Annotated in this window: 17 protein-coding genes and 1 pseudogene; 13 read left to right on the forward strand and 5 right to left on the reverse strand. The window is 68.2% G+C overall.

All coding sequences use genetic code 11. From position 1 onward, the window contains the following. Positions 1-409 precede the first annotated feature (409 nt). Positions 410-721: a divalent-cation tolerance protein CutA gene (cutA, locus tag AB0C27_RS36220; protein ID WP_357853701.1), complete on the forward strand. Its 312-nt coding sequence runs from the start codon at positions 410-412 to the stop codon at positions 719-721. Here the strand turns inward: cutA and AB0C27_RS36225 are convergent. Continuing rightward, positions 687-2,114: a helix-turn-helix transcriptional regulator gene (locus AB0C27_RS36225; RefSeq protein ID WP_357853703.1), complete on the reverse strand. Its 1,428-nt coding sequence runs from the start codon at positions 2,112-2,114 to the stop codon at positions 687-689. The genes cutA and AB0C27_RS36225 overlap by 35 nt on opposite strands. Before the next feature lie 277 nt (positions 2,115-2,391). Here AB0C27_RS36225 and AB0C27_RS36230 point away from each other — a divergent pair, with 277 nt between their 5' ends. The 6 genes from AB0C27_RS36230 (at position 2,392) to AB0C27_RS36255 (ending at position 6,382) form a co-directional block, all read left to right on the forward strand. After that, complete coding sequence (locus AB0C27_RS36230; protein WP_357853706.1) at positions 2,392-2,652, forward strand: hypothetical protein; 261 nt, start codon at positions 2,392-2,394, stop codon at positions 2,650-2,652. A 592-nt stretch (positions 2,653-3,244) separates the two neighbouring features. Next, on the forward strand, positions 3,245-3,604 hold the full coding sequence (locus tag AB0C27_RS36235) for a hypothetical protein (protein WP_357853709.1): 360 nt from the start codon (positions 3,245-3,247) through the stop codon (positions 3,602-3,604). 3 nt (positions 3,605-3,607) lie between these two features. Continuing rightward, positions 3,608-3,793 (forward strand): hypothetical protein, encoded by a 186-nt coding sequence (locus AB0C27_RS36240; RefSeq protein ID WP_326640131.1) that lies wholly within the window; start codon positions 3,608-3,610, stop codon positions 3,791-3,793. Positions 3,794-3,976: 183 nt separating this feature from the next. Further along, the gene (locus tag AB0C27_RS36245; RefSeq protein ID WP_357853712.1) at positions 3,977-4,165 is read left to right on the forward strand and encodes a hypothetical protein; all 189 of its coding nucleotides are present in this window, start codon (positions 3,977-3,979) and stop codon (positions 4,163-4,165) included. Positions 4,166-4,196: 31 nt separating this feature from the next. After that, positions 4,197-4,547, forward strand: coding sequence for a hypothetical protein (locus AB0C27_RS36250; protein WP_357853715.1), 351 nt, complete (start codon positions 4,197-4,199; stop codon positions 4,545-4,547). Further along, complete coding sequence (locus AB0C27_RS36255; RefSeq protein ID WP_357853718.1) at positions 4,544-6,382, forward strand: cell division protein FtsK; 1,839 nt, start codon at positions 4,544-4,546, stop codon at positions 6,380-6,382. The genes AB0C27_RS36250 and AB0C27_RS36255 overlap by 4 nt, the downstream gene beginning before the upstream one ends. Before the next feature lie 777 nt (positions 6,383-7,159). Here the strand turns inward: AB0C27_RS36255 and AB0C27_RS36260 are convergent. Then, the gene (locus AB0C27_RS36260) at positions 7,160-8,668 is read right to left on the reverse strand and encodes a recombinase family protein (RefSeq protein ID WP_357853721.1); all 1,509 of its coding nucleotides are present in this window, start codon (positions 8,666-8,668) and stop codon (positions 7,160-7,162) included. Between the two features lie 66 nt (positions 8,669-8,734). Between AB0C27_RS36260 and AB0C27_RS36265 the strand changes: the two are divergent. Then, positions 8,735-8,905: pseudogene (locus AB0C27_RS36265) on the forward strand (ribonuclease domain-containing protein); the annotation flags it as partial. Between the two features lie 7 nt (positions 8,906-8,912). Beyond that, complete coding sequence (locus AB0C27_RS36270) at positions 8,913-9,290, forward strand: barstar family protein (RefSeq protein WP_357853724.1); 378 nt, start codon at positions 8,913-8,915, stop codon at positions 9,288-9,290. Here the strand turns inward: AB0C27_RS36270 and AB0C27_RS36275 are convergent. After that, the gene (locus AB0C27_RS36275; RefSeq protein ID WP_357853728.1) at positions 9,287-10,222 is read right to left on the reverse strand and encodes an aminoglycoside phosphotransferase family protein; all 936 of its coding nucleotides are present in this window, start codon (positions 10,220-10,222) and stop codon (positions 9,287-9,289) included. The genes AB0C27_RS36270 and AB0C27_RS36275 overlap by 4 nt on opposite strands. 108 nt (positions 10,223-10,330) lie before the next feature. On the opposite strand from AB0C27_RS36275, the gene AB0C27_RS36280 reads away from it, so the two are divergent. After that, the gene (locus tag AB0C27_RS36280; protein WP_357853731.1) at positions 10,331-11,161 is read left to right on the forward strand and encodes an SPFH domain-containing protein; all 831 of its coding nucleotides are present in this window, start codon (positions 10,331-10,333) and stop codon (positions 11,159-11,161) included. 10 nt (positions 11,162-11,171) lie between these two features. Here the strand turns inward: AB0C27_RS36280 and AB0C27_RS36285 are convergent, their stop codons facing one another. Next, on the reverse strand, positions 11,172-11,663 hold the full coding sequence (locus tag AB0C27_RS36285) for an Rrf2 family transcriptional regulator (RefSeq protein ID WP_357853734.1): 492 nt from the start codon (positions 11,661-11,663) through the stop codon (positions 11,172-11,174). An 83-nt stretch (positions 11,664-11,746) separates the two neighbouring features. Between AB0C27_RS36285 and AB0C27_RS36290 the strand changes: the two genes are divergently transcribed. After that, complete coding sequence (locus tag AB0C27_RS36290) at positions 11,747-12,502, forward strand: NAD(P)H-binding protein (protein ID WP_357853737.1); 756 nt, start codon at positions 11,747-11,749, stop codon at positions 12,500-12,502. Positions 12,503-12,537: 35 nt separating this feature from the next. Continuing rightward, the gene (locus AB0C27_RS36295; protein WP_357853740.1) at positions 12,538-13,422 is read left to right on the forward strand and encodes a LysR family transcriptional regulator; all 885 of its coding nucleotides are present in this window, start codon (positions 12,538-12,540) and stop codon (positions 13,420-13,422) included. A gap of 8 nt (positions 13,423-13,430) precedes the next feature. Here the strand turns inward: AB0C27_RS36295 and AB0C27_RS36300 are convergent, their stop codons facing one another. Then, positions 13,431-14,702, reverse strand: coding sequence for an aspartate aminotransferase family protein (locus tag AB0C27_RS36300; protein WP_357853743.1), 1,272 nt, complete (start codon positions 14,700-14,702; stop codon positions 13,431-13,433). A gap of 212 nt (positions 14,703-14,914) precedes the next feature. Here AB0C27_RS36300 and AB0C27_RS36305 point away from each other — a divergent pair, with 212 nt between their 5' ends. Then, positions 14,915-19,639, forward strand: coding sequence for a GH92 family glycosyl hydrolase (locus AB0C27_RS36305; RefSeq protein ID WP_357853746.1), 4,725 nt, complete (start codon positions 14,915-14,917; stop codon positions 19,637-19,639). The last annotated feature ends 91 nt before the right edge of the window (positions 19,640-19,730 follow it).

Below are 19,730 nucleotides of genomic sequence, written 5' to 3' on the forward strand. Positions count from 1 at the left end.
GCGTAGCAAGAAGGCATCGATCTTGGCTGTGAGCTGCGAAAACTTTGGGTCGGTATGCTGATGCGGTGTGCCGCTCTGGGCAGTGTTTGCCTGGGCCGGCGGACAGCTCCAACGGCATCCCGGTGCGGCGTGGTACTGGCCAGGTCCTGCCAGCAACGAGAGCCTGCGAACACTCATGACATGCATAATGCCCAATCTTGCAAGTGCAGGCCAGCGGATCGCAGCGCCGTATCCACCTTGACACCTTGCGAGCTACAGTTCCCTCGACGTAGTCGCTAGAAGTTGCATCAACCATGTGCCTTCTGAAGTGCGAGAACACGACCGAAGCTGGTCCTCTAGTGTCGGGGTTGTACTGATCACCGCTTATCCACTCAAGGGGAACTGGGTTGTGAAGGGTTACATGCAGGTCATGACCACTGTGCCGAGCGTCGATGAGGGCATTGCGCTGGCACATAGCATCACCTCGGAGCGCCTGGCCGCTGGCGTACAGATAATCGGGCCGATCCGGTCCCTGTACTGGTGGCAAGGCTCTCTGCGCGACGAGCAAGAATGGCAGCTGGTCATCAAGACCAGACGGCCCCTGCTTTCCGCGCTTGAGAGCCACATCAAGGCCAACCACAGCTATGAGACGCCAGAAATCGTCGCAACCGAGATCGCTGCGGGAAGTGCCGAATATCTGGTTTGGATCAGCGAGGAGACGCGGAAAATTGACGCTTTGTAATAGCCAACTCTTCTAGGAAGACTCTGACGGCCGGTTGAGTCTGCCAACGCCTGAGCGCTTCTCCGAGAACGAGAAAGCGCGGCAGCCAGATTCCGGATTCTGTCTCGCGAATGACAGCGAGACCTTCCCTGGCTGCTCTGGCTGCCTCTGTTACTGAGCCGTGCACGATATGTGCCGTGGCAATGTCTCCGAGTATGATTCCTGCCCGCTTTCTCTCTACTTCGGGCAGTCGCGAAATGACCGCCTGCGCTATCGCTTCCGCTTCATCTAGTCGGCCGATCTGGGCGTAGGTAGAGATGTGAAAGGAATCAAAACGATCCTGGTCTAGGAATCTCGTCCATACGCGATCCTCTTCTGGATCGGCGATAATGAAGGCTTCGCGCGCCTCATCCCATGATCGCAGGGCAGCATCCGTTTCTCCAAGTGCCGCGCTCTCTTCGGCATGTCTCGCAGCCAGCCATGATGTAGTTCCGGGCGACGTGTCGTGAGGCAAGTGCTGTAGTGCAGTCGCCAGAAGGGCACGTGCTCGCCCGTGATTTCCTTTACCGCTAGGAATATAGCTTCTGTACCCAAAAGCGCACGCGATGATAGCTGGATCACCAGCTTCCTTCGAAGCCTTCTCTGCGGTGTCGTAGAAGTTCCGTGCCGCAGATATATTGCCTCGATCTGTTGCGATCCAACCGGCGAGCACGCTGCTTTCGCCCGCAACAACGATCAAGCGCCTGCGAAGCTCGTCTTTGGGGTCGGTGGCTGTGCCGTTAAGGATTGTTCCGACCTCGTTCAGGTGGGCCGCCAAGCCCTTGAAAATCGTATGTGCGGGCAGCATCTCTTCGAGACGGTGAAAACCGGCGGCTCTCGCCTCCATCTCGCGCACCACTGCTTCATCAATGGCACTCGGCCTTGACAGAGCAAAGGCGACTTTCTCCCACGCCTCGCTTTGAGCTAGTGCAGACTGGGTGCCGAGTTGTGCAACCATGGCCAGCAATTCGCGACGCTTCAACGGCTCTCCCCTTTTCCCGATGGCTTCAGCGAAGAGTTGCAGGTCGAATGTGTCCGTGGGGATCTGGACTCCGTCGCTGACGACCTGCGCACCCCCCTTGCCACCAGAGGACGACAAACCCAAATGACGTCGCAAGGTGCCAGGCATGCCCAAACCGTCAGCAAACTCCTCAAATGTATGCTTTGCGGTCGGAACGCGCTTGCCGCTCTTGTACTCGCTGATGCGCCCTTGGGATCTACCGGTGAGGTTCGCGATCTGGCCTTGGGTGACGCCGTACTTGTTCAGGATGCGGATCACACCGCCGAGATCACGGCGCTTGCACGCATCCTCCATATCTTGACGTGCGAAAACGGCGTCAAGCACCGATCGGAGATGCTCTTGATCCATCGTCATGGCGGCGTTCCGTTCCCCTGGTAGCGCGCCTCTGCGGGACTAGTGGAGCCCATCTAGTCCATCACACCGTGAGATATCGCGGTGAGATTCTTCGTAACGGGTTTGATTGGAAGCCTCGCATCAGTTCGCGGCGCACAGTCAGAGCTGATCTGAGGCAAGTCACAGATCCGCGTTTGTCTGGCTTCCGCCCATTCGTCACTCGACGAGAATTCGATGCGGAGGAGGCCGGTTCATGAGTGGGGCGCGGGAGGCTTCTTGCCTCACTCCCATCATCACCGTGGCTGACCAGCTACAGCGCGAGTTGGCCCTGCACGGGATCGCGGCCGACGTGCATGACGGCTACGGCTTGGCCGTGGTCTCGGTATGGCGCGATCTGCTCGTATGGACTGACGGTGATCTGTTCTGGTGGCGTGCGGGCTGGAACAACCGACGTGATCGCCCCGTCTACGCCTGGCATACCGCGACGGACCCGAAGAGGGCCGCGCGTCGAATCGCTGCTCGATACATGGATCTGCGCACCGTGCTGGACAGGGCGTGATCAACGTGGCACAAGGTAACTGGAGCCGCGCTCACCCAACAGCCCATAAAGCGTCCCTCCTCGGGGAGCGCAGCGCAGAACGCTCTGCCCTTTCCAGGGTGCAGTTCTTCGATCATTTCGGTCTGAATGTCGATGAGTGCCGTGAGGGGTACACCGCCAAAGCCCTGTATCGCATCTACCTGGACTCTCGTGCACGGGCGCGGATGCAGGGCGCTCAAGCCGCCGGTCACATGCCGAGAGGTGCCTGATGGAGCGTGAACGCGCGTGCCGTTGATGACGCCATTCTGACCCGCGACGGTGCGGTTGACCGGCTCGCTCACACCTAGCCACCGCGTCCCGTACCGTCGCGTCATCGCCCCCGGCAGAGTTCCTCTGCGCTCGCGAGAGTGCCAGTTCCCAAGGGACTCTGTCGGGGGTCCTCTTATGCCGCATGTGCCGTGAGCTGGGGTTTATCTCACCGCAGGATCCGTCTCATCTCATCGCCGGATGTTTTTGATCTCACCGCACGATCACACCGCGTGATGGGTTGAGCCCTTCCCCGAAACCTACCTTCGCAGCGTAGGTCACCGGAAACGGAAGGGATGTGATCTAGATGAGCCCAGCTCAGCACCACCATCGCCGCGAACTGATCGCCAATTTGCGCGCTCTGGCCGCGTTCCTCGACGCCCACCCGCTACTACCGGTCCCCCGGTACGGGCCGGTGCGAGTGTCAGTCCACCCGCTCTACGACACCGACGCCAGCACCGAGGCTGAAGCGATCGCCGAAGTCGAGCGGATCGCCACCCTGCTGGGCACCACGCCCACGGTCCAGTACGGGCACCACGTCGCCAGTGTGGCGTTGGGCAGCGTCCACTACCAGGCCGTGGCGATCACGCAGGCAGCAATGGACCGCCGCGCCGCGCTGGAGTCCTACCGCGACGTGATCGCCCTCGACGCGATCGAGGGGGCGTGAGCGGTGGACCTCGCCCTGTTCGTCGTGATCCTGGCCCTGGCCCTGTCGGTCGCCGCGGTGGCGCTGTTCGTCGTGCTGGTCGTCGTGATCCGTGCGGAGGACCGCCGCCACACCCCAACCGGAACCCTGAGCCGCCGGCTGCTCGGCACCTACGCCCGCCGGCCGACCGCCTACACCGGGGGGAGGTGAAGCTTTGATGCGATCACTCCCGCTCCAGTCTGGCCGGTGCCTGTGCGGCGCGGCCACGCCCGGAACACAGCGGTGCCGCAAGTGCCGCGCTCGCTGGCGCTGGCACCGCCGCAAGTCCCGCCATGACGGCATCTGACCCGCGCGTCGCCAGTCTCCGAGATCTCGAAGAGGAGGTGAAGTCCCGTGTCTGTGACTGTCCCGCTGGTGCTCGTGGTCGGTGTGCTGGTGTTCATCGCCTGGCGCTACCTGGGGTTGAAGCTCTGGCACGCGCTCATTGCGCTGCTGTTCGGCTTCCTGCTGGCCGCTACCGCGCTCGCCCCCGACATCCGCGCCGCGATCGGCTCAGCCCTGAGCTGGATCACCGGCCAGTGACCTGCCCGCCAACCGAAGAAGGTGATGCTTAATGACCCAACGCCATCCCTACCCGCACGCTGATCTCCAGGGAGCTGCCACCCGCAACACCACCGCCGCCGAACTGCTGACGGCATTCGCCAAGTCCGCCCCCGCCCTCGACGACCTATGGCGCCGCATCTTTGACGCCCTGGCCGACGCCCCGGCCCTGATCGCCGACATCGATCGTCTGCGGGCTGCACTGTCCACCGCCCGCTACCAGCGCGCGAACCTGATCGCCGCCATCCGCGCCACCCTGGCCGCCCACGACGAGGGCGAGCACGACCCGCTGTTCTACGTGCGTGACGAGCTGCACGCCCAGCACAGCGCCGACGCCCAACAAGCGGCGGACGGTGGCCGATGAACCGTCATCGCGCCTCCCGCTACCAGATGCGGCGCAACGCCCGCCGCATGCGACGGTACGGCGTCGAACCCATGGCGCTCATCACCGAGGACCTTGATTTCGCGCCCCTGGTCATCGCCAGCATCGCTCGCGCCGTCTGGCGCTACCGCTCCGAACTCGCCCCCCTCACCATCGCCGCCGCTGTCCTGGTGACGGGCGTGATCCTGCGACGCTGGTTCCCCGAATGGTGGCCCACCGTCATCATCGCCGCCGTCCTGGTGGCGGGTGCCGTGGCCATCTGGGGCCGGTGGGTCAACCTGCCCCGCCCGATCGAACGCGGCTACGCCGCCGTCACCACGGCGTTCGTCGGTACGTGGCTCACCCTGGCCGCCTACCAGGGGCCGTTCACCGCGCCCCTACCTGCCGTGCTCGGCATCGGCACACTCGTACTGGCGGTGCCCTGGTGGGCGCACCGTCGCAGGCGTGCCCGCGTGCGCGTAGAACGCACGCTGGCCGCCTGGCCGGACATCGCCCAAGCGGTCGGCCTGGCCGGATCGCGCGTGCAGTCCGCCATCGTGGATCTGTGGGGCTATCGCTTCCGGCTCGGGCTGGGGCTCGGCCAGACCGTTGAGGATGCCCTCACGGCGGTCCCCCGCCTGGAATCGGCGCTGGGCACCACACGCGGCGGCGTGCGTGTCCAGCCGGTGGCCAGCAAGAAGGCCAACCGCGCCGACGTCCGAGTGATCGAGACCGACCCGCACGCCGACGCCATCGCCTGGCCAGGCCCGACTATCACGTCGATCACGCAACCGGTCAAGCTGGGGCTGTTCGAGGACGGCATGCCCGTCCGTGTGCCCTTCCTGCGGCGGCACGGGCTGTTCGCGGGCATCTCCGGAGCGGGCAAGTCCGGCGGCGTGAACGTCCTGCTGGGGGACCTGACTGCCTGCCAAGACGTGATCCTGTGGGCGATCGACCTCAAACGCGGCATGGAGCTGCTGCCCTGGTCATCGTGCATCAACCGCCTGGCCACCACACCACAGGAGGCAGAGACGCTGCTGGCCGATGCCGTGATCATCCTCGACGGACGGGCCGATGACCTCACAAAACGCGGCGAACGCGTCTGGGAGCCGTCACCCGAGCGCCCCGCCCTGATCATCATCATCGACGAGTACGCCGAACTGGCCAGCGAGGCACCCCACGCGATCAACTACGCCGACTCGATCGCCCGACGGGGCCGCGCCCCAGCGGTCAACCTGATCGCCGCCACGCAACGCCCCTCGAAAGAGGCGATGGGCAAGAGCGCAGTCCGTTCCCAGATGGACGTCCGACTGTGCTTCCGCGTCCGCGAACCCCGTGATGGGGACCTCATCCTCGGACAGGGCATGGTCAAGGCCGGATGGCATCCGCACAAACTGGACGCCCCCGGCAAGTTCCTGATCAGCTCCCCGGAACACGACATCCCCCGCCGTGCCCGCAGCTACCTCCTCGACGACGCGGGGGTAGCGGAGACCGCCGAACGGCACGCCGAGCATCGCCCGTCCCTCGACGCGGTGTCCCTGGCCGCTCTTGACGCCGCCGCATCGGCGGCTGAGAGGTACGCAGACACCCCGACAGACGAGGGGCGGACATCGCCACGGCACGCCCGCCAAAGCGCGCCCAAACGCGGCGACAGCGTGTTGTGGACGGTCCTACACGACGCCCCCGAAAACGGGATAACTGTAGACGAGCTGAAAACCGCAACGGGAATGAGCCGCCCCACCATTTACCGGCGACTGTCACAGCTCGAAAACGACGGGAGAGTACGTCAAGTCAGCCGGGGACGGTGGCGCGCCCGCCTCGACCCCGACCCCGCGTAGTCATCGACTCTCGGTAGTCGTCTCATCGTCTCAATGTCTCAGTCTCCCGCACGTCTGCGCATACATAGGCGACGCACGCGCACTGAGACGAGACGATGAGACGAACACGGAGAGTAGCCAGGAGGGGAAGCGCTTCGGAGCGCTCGGCTGGAAAGAGGTGATGCCCGACGAGCAAATCAAAAGTATCGAATCGAGAAGATGGAAAGAAGGTGAGGCTACTCCCGGCCAGTCACGCGGAGACGCCCGCGCGCAATCTATGCAATGGACATCTATACCCTTGGGTCCATGCGGAGACTGGCGCGGCAGGATGGCAGATCGCTAGCCCATCCCGCCGCCTTGCCCATGCCATAGCCACCGTTTCTGGCGGAACCATCTATTCCCCCACAAAAGACGAATGGCAGATCCGCATTACGCAAGCGGCTCTGACAGTCGTGATCGTGGAGGCTGACACCGAAACGCTATGCTGTCGTCTCGATACCCAGCATTCCGATTCTTGTCTCCTCGCTTTGGCATATGCGCCGTGGCCTGTCGCCACCGTACTGAGATGCCCAATTACCGAATTGCCGAGGCAGGGGCGGCTATCAATGCGCGACGTGCGAGCGACCACCCGCATGGGGCGCACCGTGCGCTACCTGGTTCCCGTATTCACTCCCGCCTGAAGCCCTCGCCTCAAGAAAGGACAGTCCCGCATTCGGCACGTCAGAGGAACACGGGAAGACGAAACCGCCCGGACCTACCTACATAGGTGCCGGGCGGTTTCTCTGCGTGTCTTCCCCCTCAGCCGGTTAGTTCGATCCCGTCCGTGCTGATCTCCATGCCGGTAATCGCTAAGCGCGGGTTGTGGTCGATCGGGTGCAACACCACGCGGACCTCAAACTCTGCGAGCATTTCCCGCCGCTTGACAGAATCTCCCGCGCCCCATTCCTGGCCTATCGACTTGCCGGTAGGCACCATGCGCATTCCGGGCTTGCGTTCCGGTAGCGCCTTCAGCTCCGCGATTTCATCCCCGAGTCGCCGGTATTCAACGCGGTACCATTCCGCGTCCTCTGGACTGTCATACAGCCCCGCTTGGCGGTCCTCACGCAACCGCGCGCGTGTGGCCGTCAACTCCGCGATCTCGGCGGCATGTCCGGTGCCGGGATCGTAGACTTTCCGCATGACCTCACCGGCACCGTAGCGCGCGAGGAACCATTCGCTTACGAGAGTATCCAATGCCGCGAGTCCCATGATGGGGGCGGGCTTGCAATGCGCCGACGCAGGTATCCCACGTACTCGCGCGATACATCCGTATCGGCCAGTGACGTGGAGCCGAGCTCCACAGTTACCGCAAAAGACGATACCTGACAGCAATTGCTTGCTCTTCGGCGCGCGGCTTCCGTCGCGTTTCGGCGCAGTCTTCTTGACGAGAGCGTCATGCGCCGCGCGATCCCACAGCGGCTCGGCAATGCGAACTGGCCGACCGTCAGAACCAATCACCGGCCTTCCGTTGTGCATCAGATACCCAAGTGCGGCTTCGCTGCACAAGATGTGCTTGACGGCTTTCGCAGTCCACGGTCCGTCCTTCATCGGACGCCCATACAATTGGCGAAGCCGATCGGACGGGCAGGGAATCCCCTCGCGCGTCAAGCGTGTCGCCTCTGTAGCACATGTGATTTTTCCCGTCTCATCCGACAGGATCCGCTGCGCTACTTCCCGGATAATCTGTGCGGCTAGTGGATCGATCGCTACGTGATCAATCTTTGCTTTTGGGGCGAGACGGACATACATGTAGCCGTACGACGGGCGTTGTTTGGGCTCTCCTGCTGCGCGTGCGCGTACCGCCTCGTCGCGGTTTCGCTTCTGGATCGCACGGAGTTCCATTTGCGATCCCCACGCCTTTATCAGCCATTCGTTTTCCTGGTTCGGGTCGCTAAAATCCCACATCCCGACGTGATCGGCCGTCACGATAACGCGATCTTGACCGGTCAATAGATCCTGCGTGTTCAACGTGTCCCGGACGTTGCGCCCGACGCGATCGACGGTGGCCGCCGCGATGCCGTCGTACGGCCCCATCTCTCCCCGCAGCCACGGTCCGAACCCCCGTCGTGTCAGCGGATCTGTGGCACCGGAGACCTCCCAGTCATCCGCCCATGCCACGATGTGCCCTCCGATGTCCGCTGTGGCCTGTAGGATCTGGTCCGCCTGGCGCTGCGGGCTGTTGGTGGCGTCGGTCTTCCTGCTCAGCCGCCGTACCCCCACCAAGCAGCGCCCGCACCCGTCGTACGCCGTCGTGAGCATGTCATCCATGATGCCCCGCTCCCTCTGTGTGGATAGCAGAAGCAGCCGGACGGCCGCTACAACTACACGGGCGGCCGCTTCTACAACCGCGAGGGCCAGCTTCCGGCCGGCGCCACCTACTACGAGTACGACGTCTACAGCCGGTCGCGCGGCGCCGCGCGGGACGCGTACCGGATCGTCGTGAACCGGAGCACGGGCGCGACGTGGTTCACGCCCGACCACTACACCGACTTCTACCGCCTCTAGGACCGCCATGAGCTCCGCCGCACGCCCGCTGCCGCCCTGGCTGACGGTCTCCACCGGCCCTGCGCCCGTGGTGGTGGACGGGCGGGCCTGCGCGACCCGCGCCGCCTTCTTCGCGGAGGTGGCGCGGGCGCTGCGCCTGCCCGGCTACTTCGGCCGCAACTGGGACGCGCTCACCGACTCACTGCGCGACGCGGGCACGGTCGCCCTGGTGGTGACGCACGCCGAGGAGCTGCTGGCCGGCGAGCCTCCCGAGCAGCTCGGCACGCTGCTGGCCGTGTTCGCCGGCGCCGCCGGCGAAGGCGCGACACTCACACTGTGCACCGACCCCGAGCACGAGCCCGCGCTCCGCCGCCGCGTCACCGACCTCACGGAACGCGACTCCTAGGAGGGCCGGCCGGTGAGCTGGGTGGCCAGGTGGTCGGCCAGCTCGGTGAGCGAGTCCAAGCCCTGCCCGCTCCTCGCGATGCCGTAGCCGTGGCGGCGGCCCCAGAACGCGGTCCGCACGGCGTGGAACTGGACCCAGCGCAGCACGCGGTCGTGGTCGAGCTCGGCGGCCTCGGCGAAGACGGCCAGGGCGCGCAGGACGGCCGCGCGCAGGTCGCCGGCCCCCAGGAGCCGGGGCGCGAGCGCCTTGAGCAGCGTGCCTCCGTCGTAGGCGGGATCGCCCGCGTAGCCCTTGGGGTCGACGGCCAGCCAGGGTTCGCGCTCGGCGCGCAGGATGTTGCGCGGATGCAGGTCGCCGTGGATGACGACGTCCGGCTGGAAACGGCCGAGCTCCCGTACCGTCGCGACGGCGGCGTCCACGACGTACGGTGGCATCGTGTGCGCCAGTTCTTCGGCGTCCTTACGCAGTTCCTCCTCCCACTCCCCCGCCCGCTCCCGCAGCCGCGGCAGGCCGGGCGGCGCGGGGACCGCCAGCCGCCGGTTGACGCGCCCGGCGACCGTCACCATCTCCTCGACCTCCGCGGCCTGGGCCAGGGTGGAGGTGCCGGCTCGTTCCAGCAGCATGGCGAAGTGCTCGTCGGCGCGCTCGTACAGCAGGACCGCGCCACGCCCGCCCCACGCCGCGAACGCGTCCGGCTCGTGCACGTTGCCCGGATGCGGGAACGACACCTTGATCACGGCGCTGCCGCCGTCCCGCCGGCGCACCGGCACGATGACTCCGACGGCACCGTGCGTGATCTCGCCCTCCTGGACGCAGTCCCAGCGCTCGAAGAGGTGCTCGGTGATGCCGGGCAGCTCGGCGAGCCAGGCGGCTCCCCGCTGCCCCTCACGCTCGGCGGTGCCGCGCGCGAACGCCTCCGGTATCTCGATCATCCGCGCACCCTATCCCGGCCCGATCGGGTCCGCTCCCGCCGTGGAGGCCCCACTATGATCACTGAACTCTCCGTGACCCTCCCACCTTCCCCCTGAGGAGATCTCGAAGTGAAACGCACGCTACCGGGTGTCCTGCTCGCCGCGGCGGCCCTCACGGGCTGCTCGGTGACGAACGTCGAGCCCGACGAGGGCGGCATCGTCTACGACGCGGGCATGTTCAGCAGCACCACCTTCCAGGAGTGCCTCAAGCCGTCCACCCGCGACGTGTCGGGACCGGGCGACGAGGGCTACCGCTACCCGAACGGGCAGCGCACGTACGACTTCACCGGCCGCGCCGAGTCCGAGGGCAAGCCCATCACCTCGGTCAGCAAGGACGGCCAGATCATGACCATGATCGGTGGTCTCACGTTCTACTTCTCGGCCGCCGACTGCAAGAAGCTGCAGGCGTTCCACGAGAACATCGGCAAGAAGTACGCGGCGTACGAGTCCGACGGCTGGACCCGGATGTTGCAGTTCTACATCGGCAACAGCGTCGAGCGGGCGATGGACGAGGCGACGCTGAAGTACAACTGGCGCGAGCTGTACTCCGACCCGGCGAAGAAGGCGCTGTGGGAGCAGGACATGTCCAAGCTGACCAACCAGTACGTCTCCAGCCTGACCCAGGGCGAGTACTTCGAGCGGCTGCAGTTCATCATCCGCCAGCCCGAGCCGCCGAAGTCGATAGTGGACGCCCAGACCGAGACGCAGGCCGCGCAGGAGCGGCAGAAGGCGCAGGAGGCGGAGAACACCCGCGCGCTGACCGAGCTGAAGTCGCTGGAGAAGCTGGCCAAGGTGCTGGGCCCGCAGGGGGCGATCCTGTACAAGGCCATCCAGGACGGCAAGGTCTCCATCGTCCCGGTCCCGACGGGCAGCGCCGTCAACGTCACGCCCAAGCAGTAGGGGCGGGCCCTCAGCGCGGCGGGGCCGGCCGGGCGATGCTCGCGAGGCGCGCGCGGGTGCGGGCCGGGGCCGTGTCGGGCAGCTCGCCGAGGATGCCGGCGAGGGTGACGCCTTCGAGGCTGCGCCGCCAGGCGGCGTGCGCGTCGGCCATCTTGGCGGCCAGGACGCAGATCCGCTCGCACTGCTCGGGCGGCAGCGCGCCCCGCCCCTGCCGGCGGATCTCGCGGCACTCGTACGGCGAGGCCGCGCCGTCGACCGCCTCGACGATGCTCAGCAGCGTGATCTCGGAGGCCGGCCGGGCGAGCCTGAAGCCGCCTCTCGGCCCGGTCGTCGCCGCCAGCACGCCGGCCCTGACCAGCGCCTGCAACTGCTTGGCCAGGTAGGGGGCGGGCAGGTCGTAGTAGTCGGCGAGCTGCGCCGCCGACGTGCTGGCTCCCTGGTCGAGCTGCGCCAGCGTCGTGGCGCAGTGCAACAGCCATTCGGTGCTCACAGGCAGCTTCACGCCGTCCAGCCTATCCCGGATATTGAGGATCCGTTTAGTCCGAGATATGGTCGGCGGACAACGTCATCGAGGGGGAGATCATCATGCGGATCGCAGTCGCCGGCGCCACGGGGAACATCGGGGCGCTCACGGTGGCCGCGCTCGGGCGGGCCGGGCACGAGACCGTGGCCATCAGCCGCTCGCTGGGCGTCGACCTGCTGAGCGGCGAGGGCCTCGACGACGTCCTCGCCGGGGCCGACGCCGTCGTGGACGTCATCAACGGCCCGGTGGCCGGCCGGGAGGAGACGGTGGCCTACTTCGGGACCACCACGCGCAATCTGCTCGCCGCCGAGCAGCGGGCCGGGGTGCGCCACCACGTGCTGCTCTCGATCGCCGGACTGCACAGGATCGAGGGCAACGCGCACTACGCCGGCAAGCGGGAGCAGGAGCGCCTGGTCACCGCCGGCCCGGTGCCGTGGACGATCGTGCCGGCCACGCAGTTCCACGACTTCGCGGCCATGGTGGCGAGCTGGACCGAGCGGGACGGCGTGGCGGAGATAGCGCCGCTGCTCGTGCGGCCGATCGCACCCGCCGACGTGGCCGGCGTCCTCGCGGAGCTCGCCGAGGGCGCGCCGCGGGGCCGGTACGCCGACGTCGCCGGGCCCGAGCAGCAGGACCTCGTGGACATGGCCCGGCGCACCCACCAGGCGCAGGGCAGGAAGGTGAAGCTGGTGCCGACGTGGTCGGGACTGTTCGACCCGTCGATGGCGGGCGACGTGCTGCTGCCCGGCGAAGGCGCCCGCATCACGCCGACGACGTTCGAGGAGTGGCTGACCGGTCTGCATCCCGGCGGTCACTGAGCCGCACGGGGGCGCGAGGGGGCAGAATGCCCCTGATGCTGGATCTCCATCGGTTGCGGCTGCTGCGCGAGTTCCGGCGGCGGGGCACGATCGCCGCCGTCGCGCAGGCGCTGTCGTACAGCCCGTCCACGGTGTCGCACCAGCTCGGCGAGCTGCAGGTCGAGGCCGGGATACGGCTGCTGGAGCGCGACGGGCGCCGGCTGCGGCTCACCGAGGCGGGGCACGTGCTCGCCGGGCACGCCGAGGTGCTGCTGGCCCGGGTGGAGCAGGCGGAGGCCGAGATGGCCGCGGCGGCGGGGGCCGTGGCCGGGGTGGTGCGGGTGGCCGCGTTCCAGACCGCCGCCGTGCACCTGGTGGCGCCGGCCCTGGCCGCGCTGGCGCGCGATCATCCGGGAGTGCGCGGGGAGATCACCGAGCTGGAGTCGGACCAGGCGCTCGACGCGCTGCTGCGCCGCGAGACGGATCTGGCGATCTGTGACGACCACGACGGTCGGCCGCGGCGGGAGCTGCGCGGGCTCACCTTCGAGGACCTGTACGCCGAACGGGTCCGCCTCGTGGTGCCCCGCGGCCATCCGGCCAGGGAGCTGGCCGACGTGGCGGGGGCCATATGGGCGGGCGGGCACCGCGGCACCAGCCACGAGCGGCTGGTGCGCGACGTCTGCCTGGCCAAGGGCGGCTTCCAGCCGGACCTGCGGCACCGTGCGACCGACCTGCTCGTCCTGCTGGCCCTGGTGGGGGCCGGTCAGGCGGTCACGCTGCTGCCCGATCTGGCCCGGCCGGAGCGGGAGAGCTCGGTGGAGGTGCTCGACATCGGGGTCGGCCGGCGCATCTTCACCGTCGTACGCGACGACGGCCTGAGCCGGCCGGCCCTGGTGGCGACCCGCGCGGCCCTGCGCACGGCCGCCACCCTCTTCACATAGGCCGAGCGTCACCTGCCCAGGCCGGTCAGGGCGTCGTCGATGATCTCGGCGGCCGTGTCGATCTCGTCGTCGCTCACCGTCAGCGGCGGCGCGATGCGCAGGCAGGCGGTCGAGCCGGCGGCCCGGCCCTTGGTGATGTTCAGCGACAGCCCGCAGGACAGGCAGGCGTCGGTCAGGGCGTCGCCGAGTTCGGCGGCCGGTTCCCTGCTCTCCCGGTCCTCGACCAGCTCCACCCCCCACAGCAGCCCGAGCCCGCGTACCTCGCCGATGGCCTCGTGCCGCTCCCCCAGCTCCCGCAGCCGGTCGCCGAGCCGGTCGCCCGCCTTGGCGGCGCGGGCGGCGAGGTCGTCGGCCACGACCAGGTCGATCACCGCGAGGGCGGCGGCGGCGGGGAGCGGGTCGGACTGGTGGGAGGTGAAGTACATCAGCCCGCGCTCGAAGGCGGTCTCCTCGATGGCGGCCGTGGTGGTGACGGCGCCGATCGGCAGGCCGCCGCCGAACGTCTTGGACAGCGTCACGAGGTCGGGCACGACGCCGGCCAGGTCCATCGCGAACATGGCGCCGAGCCGGCCGAACCCGGTCTGGGCCTCGTCCAGGATGAACAGCATGCCGCGCTCGCGGGCCAGCTCGGCCAGCCTGGCGAGGTAGCCGGGCGGCGGCACCACGACCCCGCCGGACGACAGCACGGGCTCGGCGATGACGGCGGCTCGGGCGCCGGTGGTCTGTTCGTCGTAGAGCTCGAAGCCGACCTCCAGGCAGGTCATGTCGCAGGTGTCCGCGCAGTGCCGGATCGGGCAGCGGTAGGAGTACGGGGCCGGGACGGTGAAGACGCCGGGAATGGTGGGGCCGTGGCCGCGCCGGCCGGCGGAGAAGGTCAGGGCCTGGCTGCCGGCGGTCATGCCGTGCCAGCTCCTGGTCAGCGCGACGACCTCGAACCCGCCGGTGACGAGTTTGGCGATGCGGACGGCGCCCTCGTTCGCCTCGCCCCCGGTGCTGACGAACATCGAGTGGTCGAGCCCCGGCGGCAGCAGGGCTGCCAGCCGTTCGGCGAGCTCCAGCACAGGCGGCGACAGGAAGCGGGAGTTGAGGTGGATCGCGGTGTCGAGGGAGCGGCGGATGGCCTCGGCGATGCGGGGGTGGTTGTGGCCGATGGTGGCGCAGATCTGCCCGGAGGTGAAGTCGAGCAGGCGCCGCCCGTCCGTGGTCTCCAGCCAGGAGCCGGAGGCGCGGGCGATCACGTCCGGGGAGAACTCTCCCGAGTAGCGGATCAGAGGTGACATGCGCCGATCGTGCCTCCGCTCGAATCCCCTGGTCCAGCGGAGGTTTTCGACCGATAACCGGGGACGGAACCGAACGGTCGGGCGGCGGTGACGTGAGAGAGCTGACAGCGCTGTCTTGACATGGTGAGTCGGGTTTGCGAGGTTCTATGCAGATCGGGGTTGACAACGTTGTCATGTTCTTACTGGCCGCTGAACCGTACGAGAGGTCCCCGATGAGAAAATCCGTCCTGACCGCACTCTTATCCCCCCTCATCGCTTTAGCACTCGCCGCTCCCGCCACCGCGGCGCTCACCGCGCAGAAAGGCCCGACTCCCATTCCGAATCCCGGCCCTACGGGCACCCCTACCCCAGGCCCCTCCTACAGCCCGCCGCCCGACCCGAAACCGGCCGAACCCGCCGCGCCCGCCGGGGAGGTGAGCAGGGCGGCCCGCGACGGCCAGAGCCTGGCCAAGGCCGAGGGCGCCGCCTTCGCCTCCTCCTTCGAGCCCGGCGATCCGCAGCCGACCTGGGTCAACACCTCCGAGAAGTCACGTGACGTCACCGGATGGCTGCCCGGCGGCATCGAGGGCACCCTCTCCGACAAGATCACCGCGATTTCGGCCAGCGGCGAGAACACCGGCGGCGGCGAGACGAAGGAGAACCTCGCCGACACCGACGTCAACACCAAGTGGCTGGTCTTCGCCGCCACCGGCTGGGTCCAGTACACGCTGTCGGAGCCGGTGACGGTCGTGCACTACGCCCTGACCTCGGCGGGCGACGTCCCCGAGCGCGATCCGCGCGACTGGGAGCTGCAGGGCTCCCTCGACGGAAGCACCTGGGTGACGCTCGACACCAGGACCGGCGAGACGTTCGACGCGCGCCTGCAGCGCAAGGAGTACCGCTTCGCCGGAACGACCGCCTACCCGCACTACCGGCTCAACGTCACCCGCGTCGGCGCGGGCTCGACGCTGCAGCTGGCCGAGTGGGAGCTGTCGGACGGCAGCACCGGCGCCAAGCCGCCCAGCGCGATGCGCACCCAGGTGGGCAACGGGCCGCACGGCGGCCACGTGTCCAAGCCGCGCGCCGGGTTCTCCGGCCTGCGCGCCCTGCAGTACGCGGGCGGCACCACCTCCGGCAAGGGCGGCCGGGCCACGAACAAGGTGTTCGAGGTGGACATCCCGGTCACGGCCACGACGGAGCTGTCGTACGTGGTCTTCCCCGAGCTCACCGCGGCCGACCTGCGCTACCCCAGCACGTACGTCTCGGTGGACCTGGCCTTCTCCGACGGCACCTACCTCAGCGGCCTGAAGGCGGTCGACCAGCACGGCGTCCGGCTGGCGCCGCGCGAGCAGGGCGAGTCCAAGACGCTCTACGCCGACCAGTGGAACTACAAGCTGTCCCGGATCGGCGAGGTGGCCAGGGGCAAGCGGATCAAGCGCATCCTGGTGGCCTACGACAGCCCGGCCGGGATGGCCGGGTTCCGCGGCTGGGTGGACGACATCAAGATCGTCTCCGAGCGGCGGCGGCAGCCGTACGAGGGGCGCGGCGAGCACAGGTCCGGCCCGTCGCAGTACGTGATCACGACCAGGGGCACCCATTCGACCGGTGGTTTCTCGCGCGGCAACAACTTCCCCGCCACGGCGGTGCCGCACGGGTTCAACTTCTGGACCCCGATGACCAACGCCGGCTCGATCAGCTGGCTGTACGAGTACCACCGGGCCAACAACGCCGCCAACCTGCCCGAGATCCAGGCGTTCACCGCCAGCCACGAGCCGAGCCCGTGGATGGGTGACCGGCAGACGTTCCAGTTCATGCCGTCGGCGGCCGAGGGGGTGCCCGACCCGTCGCGGACCGGCCGGGCGCTGGCCTTCCGCCACGAGCGTGAGGTGGCCCAGCCGCACCTGTACGCGGTCACGTTCGACAACGGGCTGAAGACGGAGATCGCGCCGGCCGACCACGCGGCGCTGGCCCGCTTCACCTTCCCCGGCTCCGCCGCGAAGCTCGTCTTCGACAACGTGAACAACGACGGCGGGCTGAGCCTCGACGTGTCCGGCGGTGTCGTGACCGGCCATTCCGACGTGCGCAGCGACCTGTCCACCGGGGCCACGCGCATGTACTTCTACGCCGTCTTCGACCGCCCGGTCACCGGCGGCGGCAAGCTGACCGGGCAGGGCCGCGACAACGTCCTCGGCTACCTGTCCTTCGACGCGGGCTCCGCGCGCACGGTGAACATGCGCATCGCCTCCTCGCTGATCAGCGTGGAGCAGGCGAAGAAGAACCTGGAGCTGGAGGTCTCCGCCTCCGACACGGTGGAGACGGTCAGCGAGCGGGCGCGCCGCGCCTGGGACGCCAAGCTCGGCGTGATCGAGGTCGAGGGCGCGAGCCGCGACCAGCTCGTCACGCTGTACTCCAACCTCTACCGGCTGTTCCTGTATCCCAACTCCGCCTTCGAGAACACCGGCACCGCCGACGCGCCGGTCTACCGGCACGCCGTGCAGTCGTCGACCAGCACACCGCCGGTCACGCGGGTGGCCGACGGGAAGGTGTACGTCAACAACGGCTTCTGGGACACCTACCGCACCACCTGGCCGGCGTACGCGCTGCTCACGCCGAGCGCGGCCGGGGAGATGGTGGACGGGTTCGTGCGCCAGTACGAAGACGGCGGCTGGATCGCCCGCTGGTCCTCGCCCGGCTACGCCGACCTGATGGTCGGGACGAGCTCCGACGTGGCCTTCGCCGACGCCTACCTCAAGGGCATCACCGGCTTCGACCCGGAGAAGGCGTACGAGGCGGCGCTGAAGAACGCCACCGTCGCCCCGCCCACCCGCCATGTGGGCCGCAAGGGCCTGTCGACCTCCGTCTTCCTCGGCTACACCAGCATCCAGTCCACGGGCGAGGCCATGTCGTGGGCGATGGACGGCTACATCAACGACTTCGGCCTGGCGAACATGGCCAAGGCGCTGGCCGGGCACGCCACGGGCGCGAAGAAGGCCCGCTACCTGGAGGAGTACGAGTACTTCCGGGACCGGGCGCTGAACTACGTGCACATGTTCGACCCTGCGGTCCGCTTCTTCCAGGGCAGGAACGCCGACGGCTCCTTCCGCCGCAAGCCGGCCGCCTACGACCCGGGCCTGTGGGGCTACGACTACACCGAGACCAACGGCTGGAACATGGCCTTCCACGTCCCGCAGGACGGCCGCGGCCTGGCCAACCTGTACGGCGGCGCGGACGAGCTGGCGGCCAAGCTGGACGCCTTCTTCACCACCCCGGAGAAGGCGCTGTCGCCCGGCTCGTACAACGGGATCATCCACGAGATGACCGAGGCCAGGGACGTGCGCATGGGCCAGTACGGCCACAGCAATCAGCCCTCGCACCACATCGCCTACATGTACGACTACGCCGGTCAGCCGTGGAAGACGCAGGCCAGGGTGCGTGAGGCGCTGTCGCGGCTCTACCTGGGCAGCGAGATCGGCCAGGGCTATCCGGGCGACGAGGACAACGGGGAGATGTCGGCCTGGCAGGTCTTCAGCGCGCTGGGCTTCTACCCGCTGCAGATGGGCAGCCCGTACTACGCGATCGGCTCGCCGCTGTTCGAGAAGGCGACCGTGCGCCTGGAGAACGGCAGGAAGCTGGTGATCAGGGCGAAGGGCAACAGCGCGCGCAACGTGTACGTGCAGGGGCTCACGGTGAACGGCAGGCCGTACGGGAAGACGTACCTGCCGCACGACCTGCTCGCCAAGGGCGGCGAGCTGGAGTTCGAGATGGGGCCGCGGCCGTCGCGCTGGGGCACGGGACCGGACGCCGCGCCGCCCTCGATCACCCGCGACGACCGGGTGCCCACGCCGCTGCGTGACGCCACCGGGCCGGGGCGCGGCACCGCGTCGGCGGCCGGCGGCGCGGACGTGAGCGCACTGTTCGACGACGACTCGGCCACCCAGGCGGCGCTGCCCGCGTGGGTCGGCTACGGCTTCGACGGCGAGCGGCGGGTGAGCCACTACACGCTCACCTCGGGCTCCGGCGGGCCCGAGGAGGATCCGACCGGCTGGGTGCTCGAAGGCTCCGCCGACGGCCAGAAGTGGAAGGTGCTCGACGAGCGGACCGGCGAGAGCTTCCCGTGGCGGCGGCAGACCAGGCCGTTCAAGGTGGCGAAGCCGGGCGCATACGCGCACTACCGGCTCACGTTCACCGGCGGCACCTCGCTGTCGGAGATCGAGCTGCTCGCCGCGGCGCCGCCGTCCACCTCACCGCTGGTCGTCGAGGCCGGCGGCGCCTTCGCCTCGCCCGGCGAGAGCGTCACGCTGACCGCGAAGGTCTCCAACCACGCAGAACGGGCCGTCACCGGCAAGCTGACCGCGGCCGTGCCGCAGGGCTGGACCGTCGAGCCGGCGTCCGCGGACTTCGGGCGCCTCGCGCCGGGAGCGTCCAAGACGGTCGAGTTCCAGGTGGCGGTGCCGGCGGCGGCCGGTCCCGGGTCCCATCCGGTGCTGCTGTCGGCGGTCTCCGGCCTGGGGACGACCTCGGAGCGGGTGACGGTGACGGTGGTCGGCGACACCGTGCAGTTCACGCCGGGCACCCCGGCGGAGGAGCCGTGGCTGCTGGACGAGGGCGGCTCCCAGCTCGACGGCGAGGTGCACGACGGGCGGGCCCGCTTCACCGACGGCAACGCCGCAGCCGTCTACCGGTTCGAGCTGCCGACCCGGGTGACCGGGGGCACGCTGACGCTGGACATCGGCAACCAGTTCCTGGTCGAGGTCTCGACCGACGACCAGAGCTGGCGGACGGTGCTGCGGGAGGAGGAGAACGTGCGCGATCTGTCCAACCGCGAGGAGCGCACGCTCGACCTGCGCGACGTGCGGGGTGACAGCCGCGGCTTCTCCCTGCGCGTCCGCGACAGCCGGCCGCAGGACGGCTGGGGGTCGTGGCTGGCCAGGGTCCGGCTGGACCTGACCAGCGGGTGAAACAGCGGCCGGTGAACCTGACCGGCGGGTGAAACGGCGGCCGTGCCCGGGGGGATCCCTCCGGGCACGGCCTTCCCGCTCGCCGTGGCTC

Source organism: Nonomuraea sp. NPDC048882, from assembly GCF_040649755.1.
Taxonomy (GTDB): Bacteria; Actinomycetota; Actinomycetes; order Streptosporangiales; family Streptosporangiaceae; genus Nonomuraea; species Nonomuraea maheshkhaliensis.

Coding starts and splice junctions, on each gene's coding strand:
- cutA (WP_357853701.1), top strand. CDS start 410: ATGACCACTGTGCCGAGCGTCGATGAGGGCATTGCGCTGGCACATAGC.
- AB0C27_RS36225 (WP_357853703.1), bottom strand. CDS start 2,114: ATGACGATGGATCAAGAGCATCTCCGATCGGTGCTTGACGCCGTTTTC.
- AB0C27_RS36235 (WP_357853709.1), top strand. CDS start 3,245: ATGAGCCCAGCTCAGCACCACCATCGCCGCGAACTGATCGCCAATTTG.
- AB0C27_RS36250 (WP_357853715.1), top strand. CDS start 4,197: ATGACCCAACGCCATCCCTACCCGCACGCTGATCTCCAGGGAGCTGCC.
- AB0C27_RS36255 (WP_357853718.1), top strand. CDS start 4,544: ATGAACCGTCATCGCGCCTCCCGCTACCAGATGCGGCGCAACGCCCGC.
- AB0C27_RS36260 (WP_357853721.1), bottom strand. CDS start 8,668: ATGGATGACATGCTCACGACGGCGTACGACGGGTGCGGGCGCTGCTTG.
- AB0C27_RS36270 (WP_357853724.1), top strand. CDS start 8,913: ATGAGCTCCGCCGCACGCCCGCTGCCGCCCTGGCTGACGGTCTCCACC.
- AB0C27_RS36275 (WP_357853728.1), bottom strand. CDS start 10,222: ATGATCGAGATACCGGAGGCGTTCGCGCGCGGCACCGCCGAGCGTGAG.
- AB0C27_RS36290 (WP_357853737.1), top strand. CDS start 11,747: ATGCGGATCGCAGTCGCCGGCGCCACGGGGAACATCGGGGCGCTCACG.
- AB0C27_RS36295 (WP_357853740.1), top strand. CDS start 12,538: ATGCTGGATCTCCATCGGTTGCGGCTGCTGCGCGAGTTCCGGCGGCGG.
- AB0C27_RS36300 (WP_357853743.1), bottom strand. CDS start 14,702: ATGTCACCTCTGATCCGCTACTCGGGAGAGTTCTCCCCGGACGTGATC.
- AB0C27_RS36305 (WP_357853746.1), top strand. CDS start 14,915: ATGAGAAAATCCGTCCTGACCGCACTCTTATCCCCCCTCATCGCTTTA.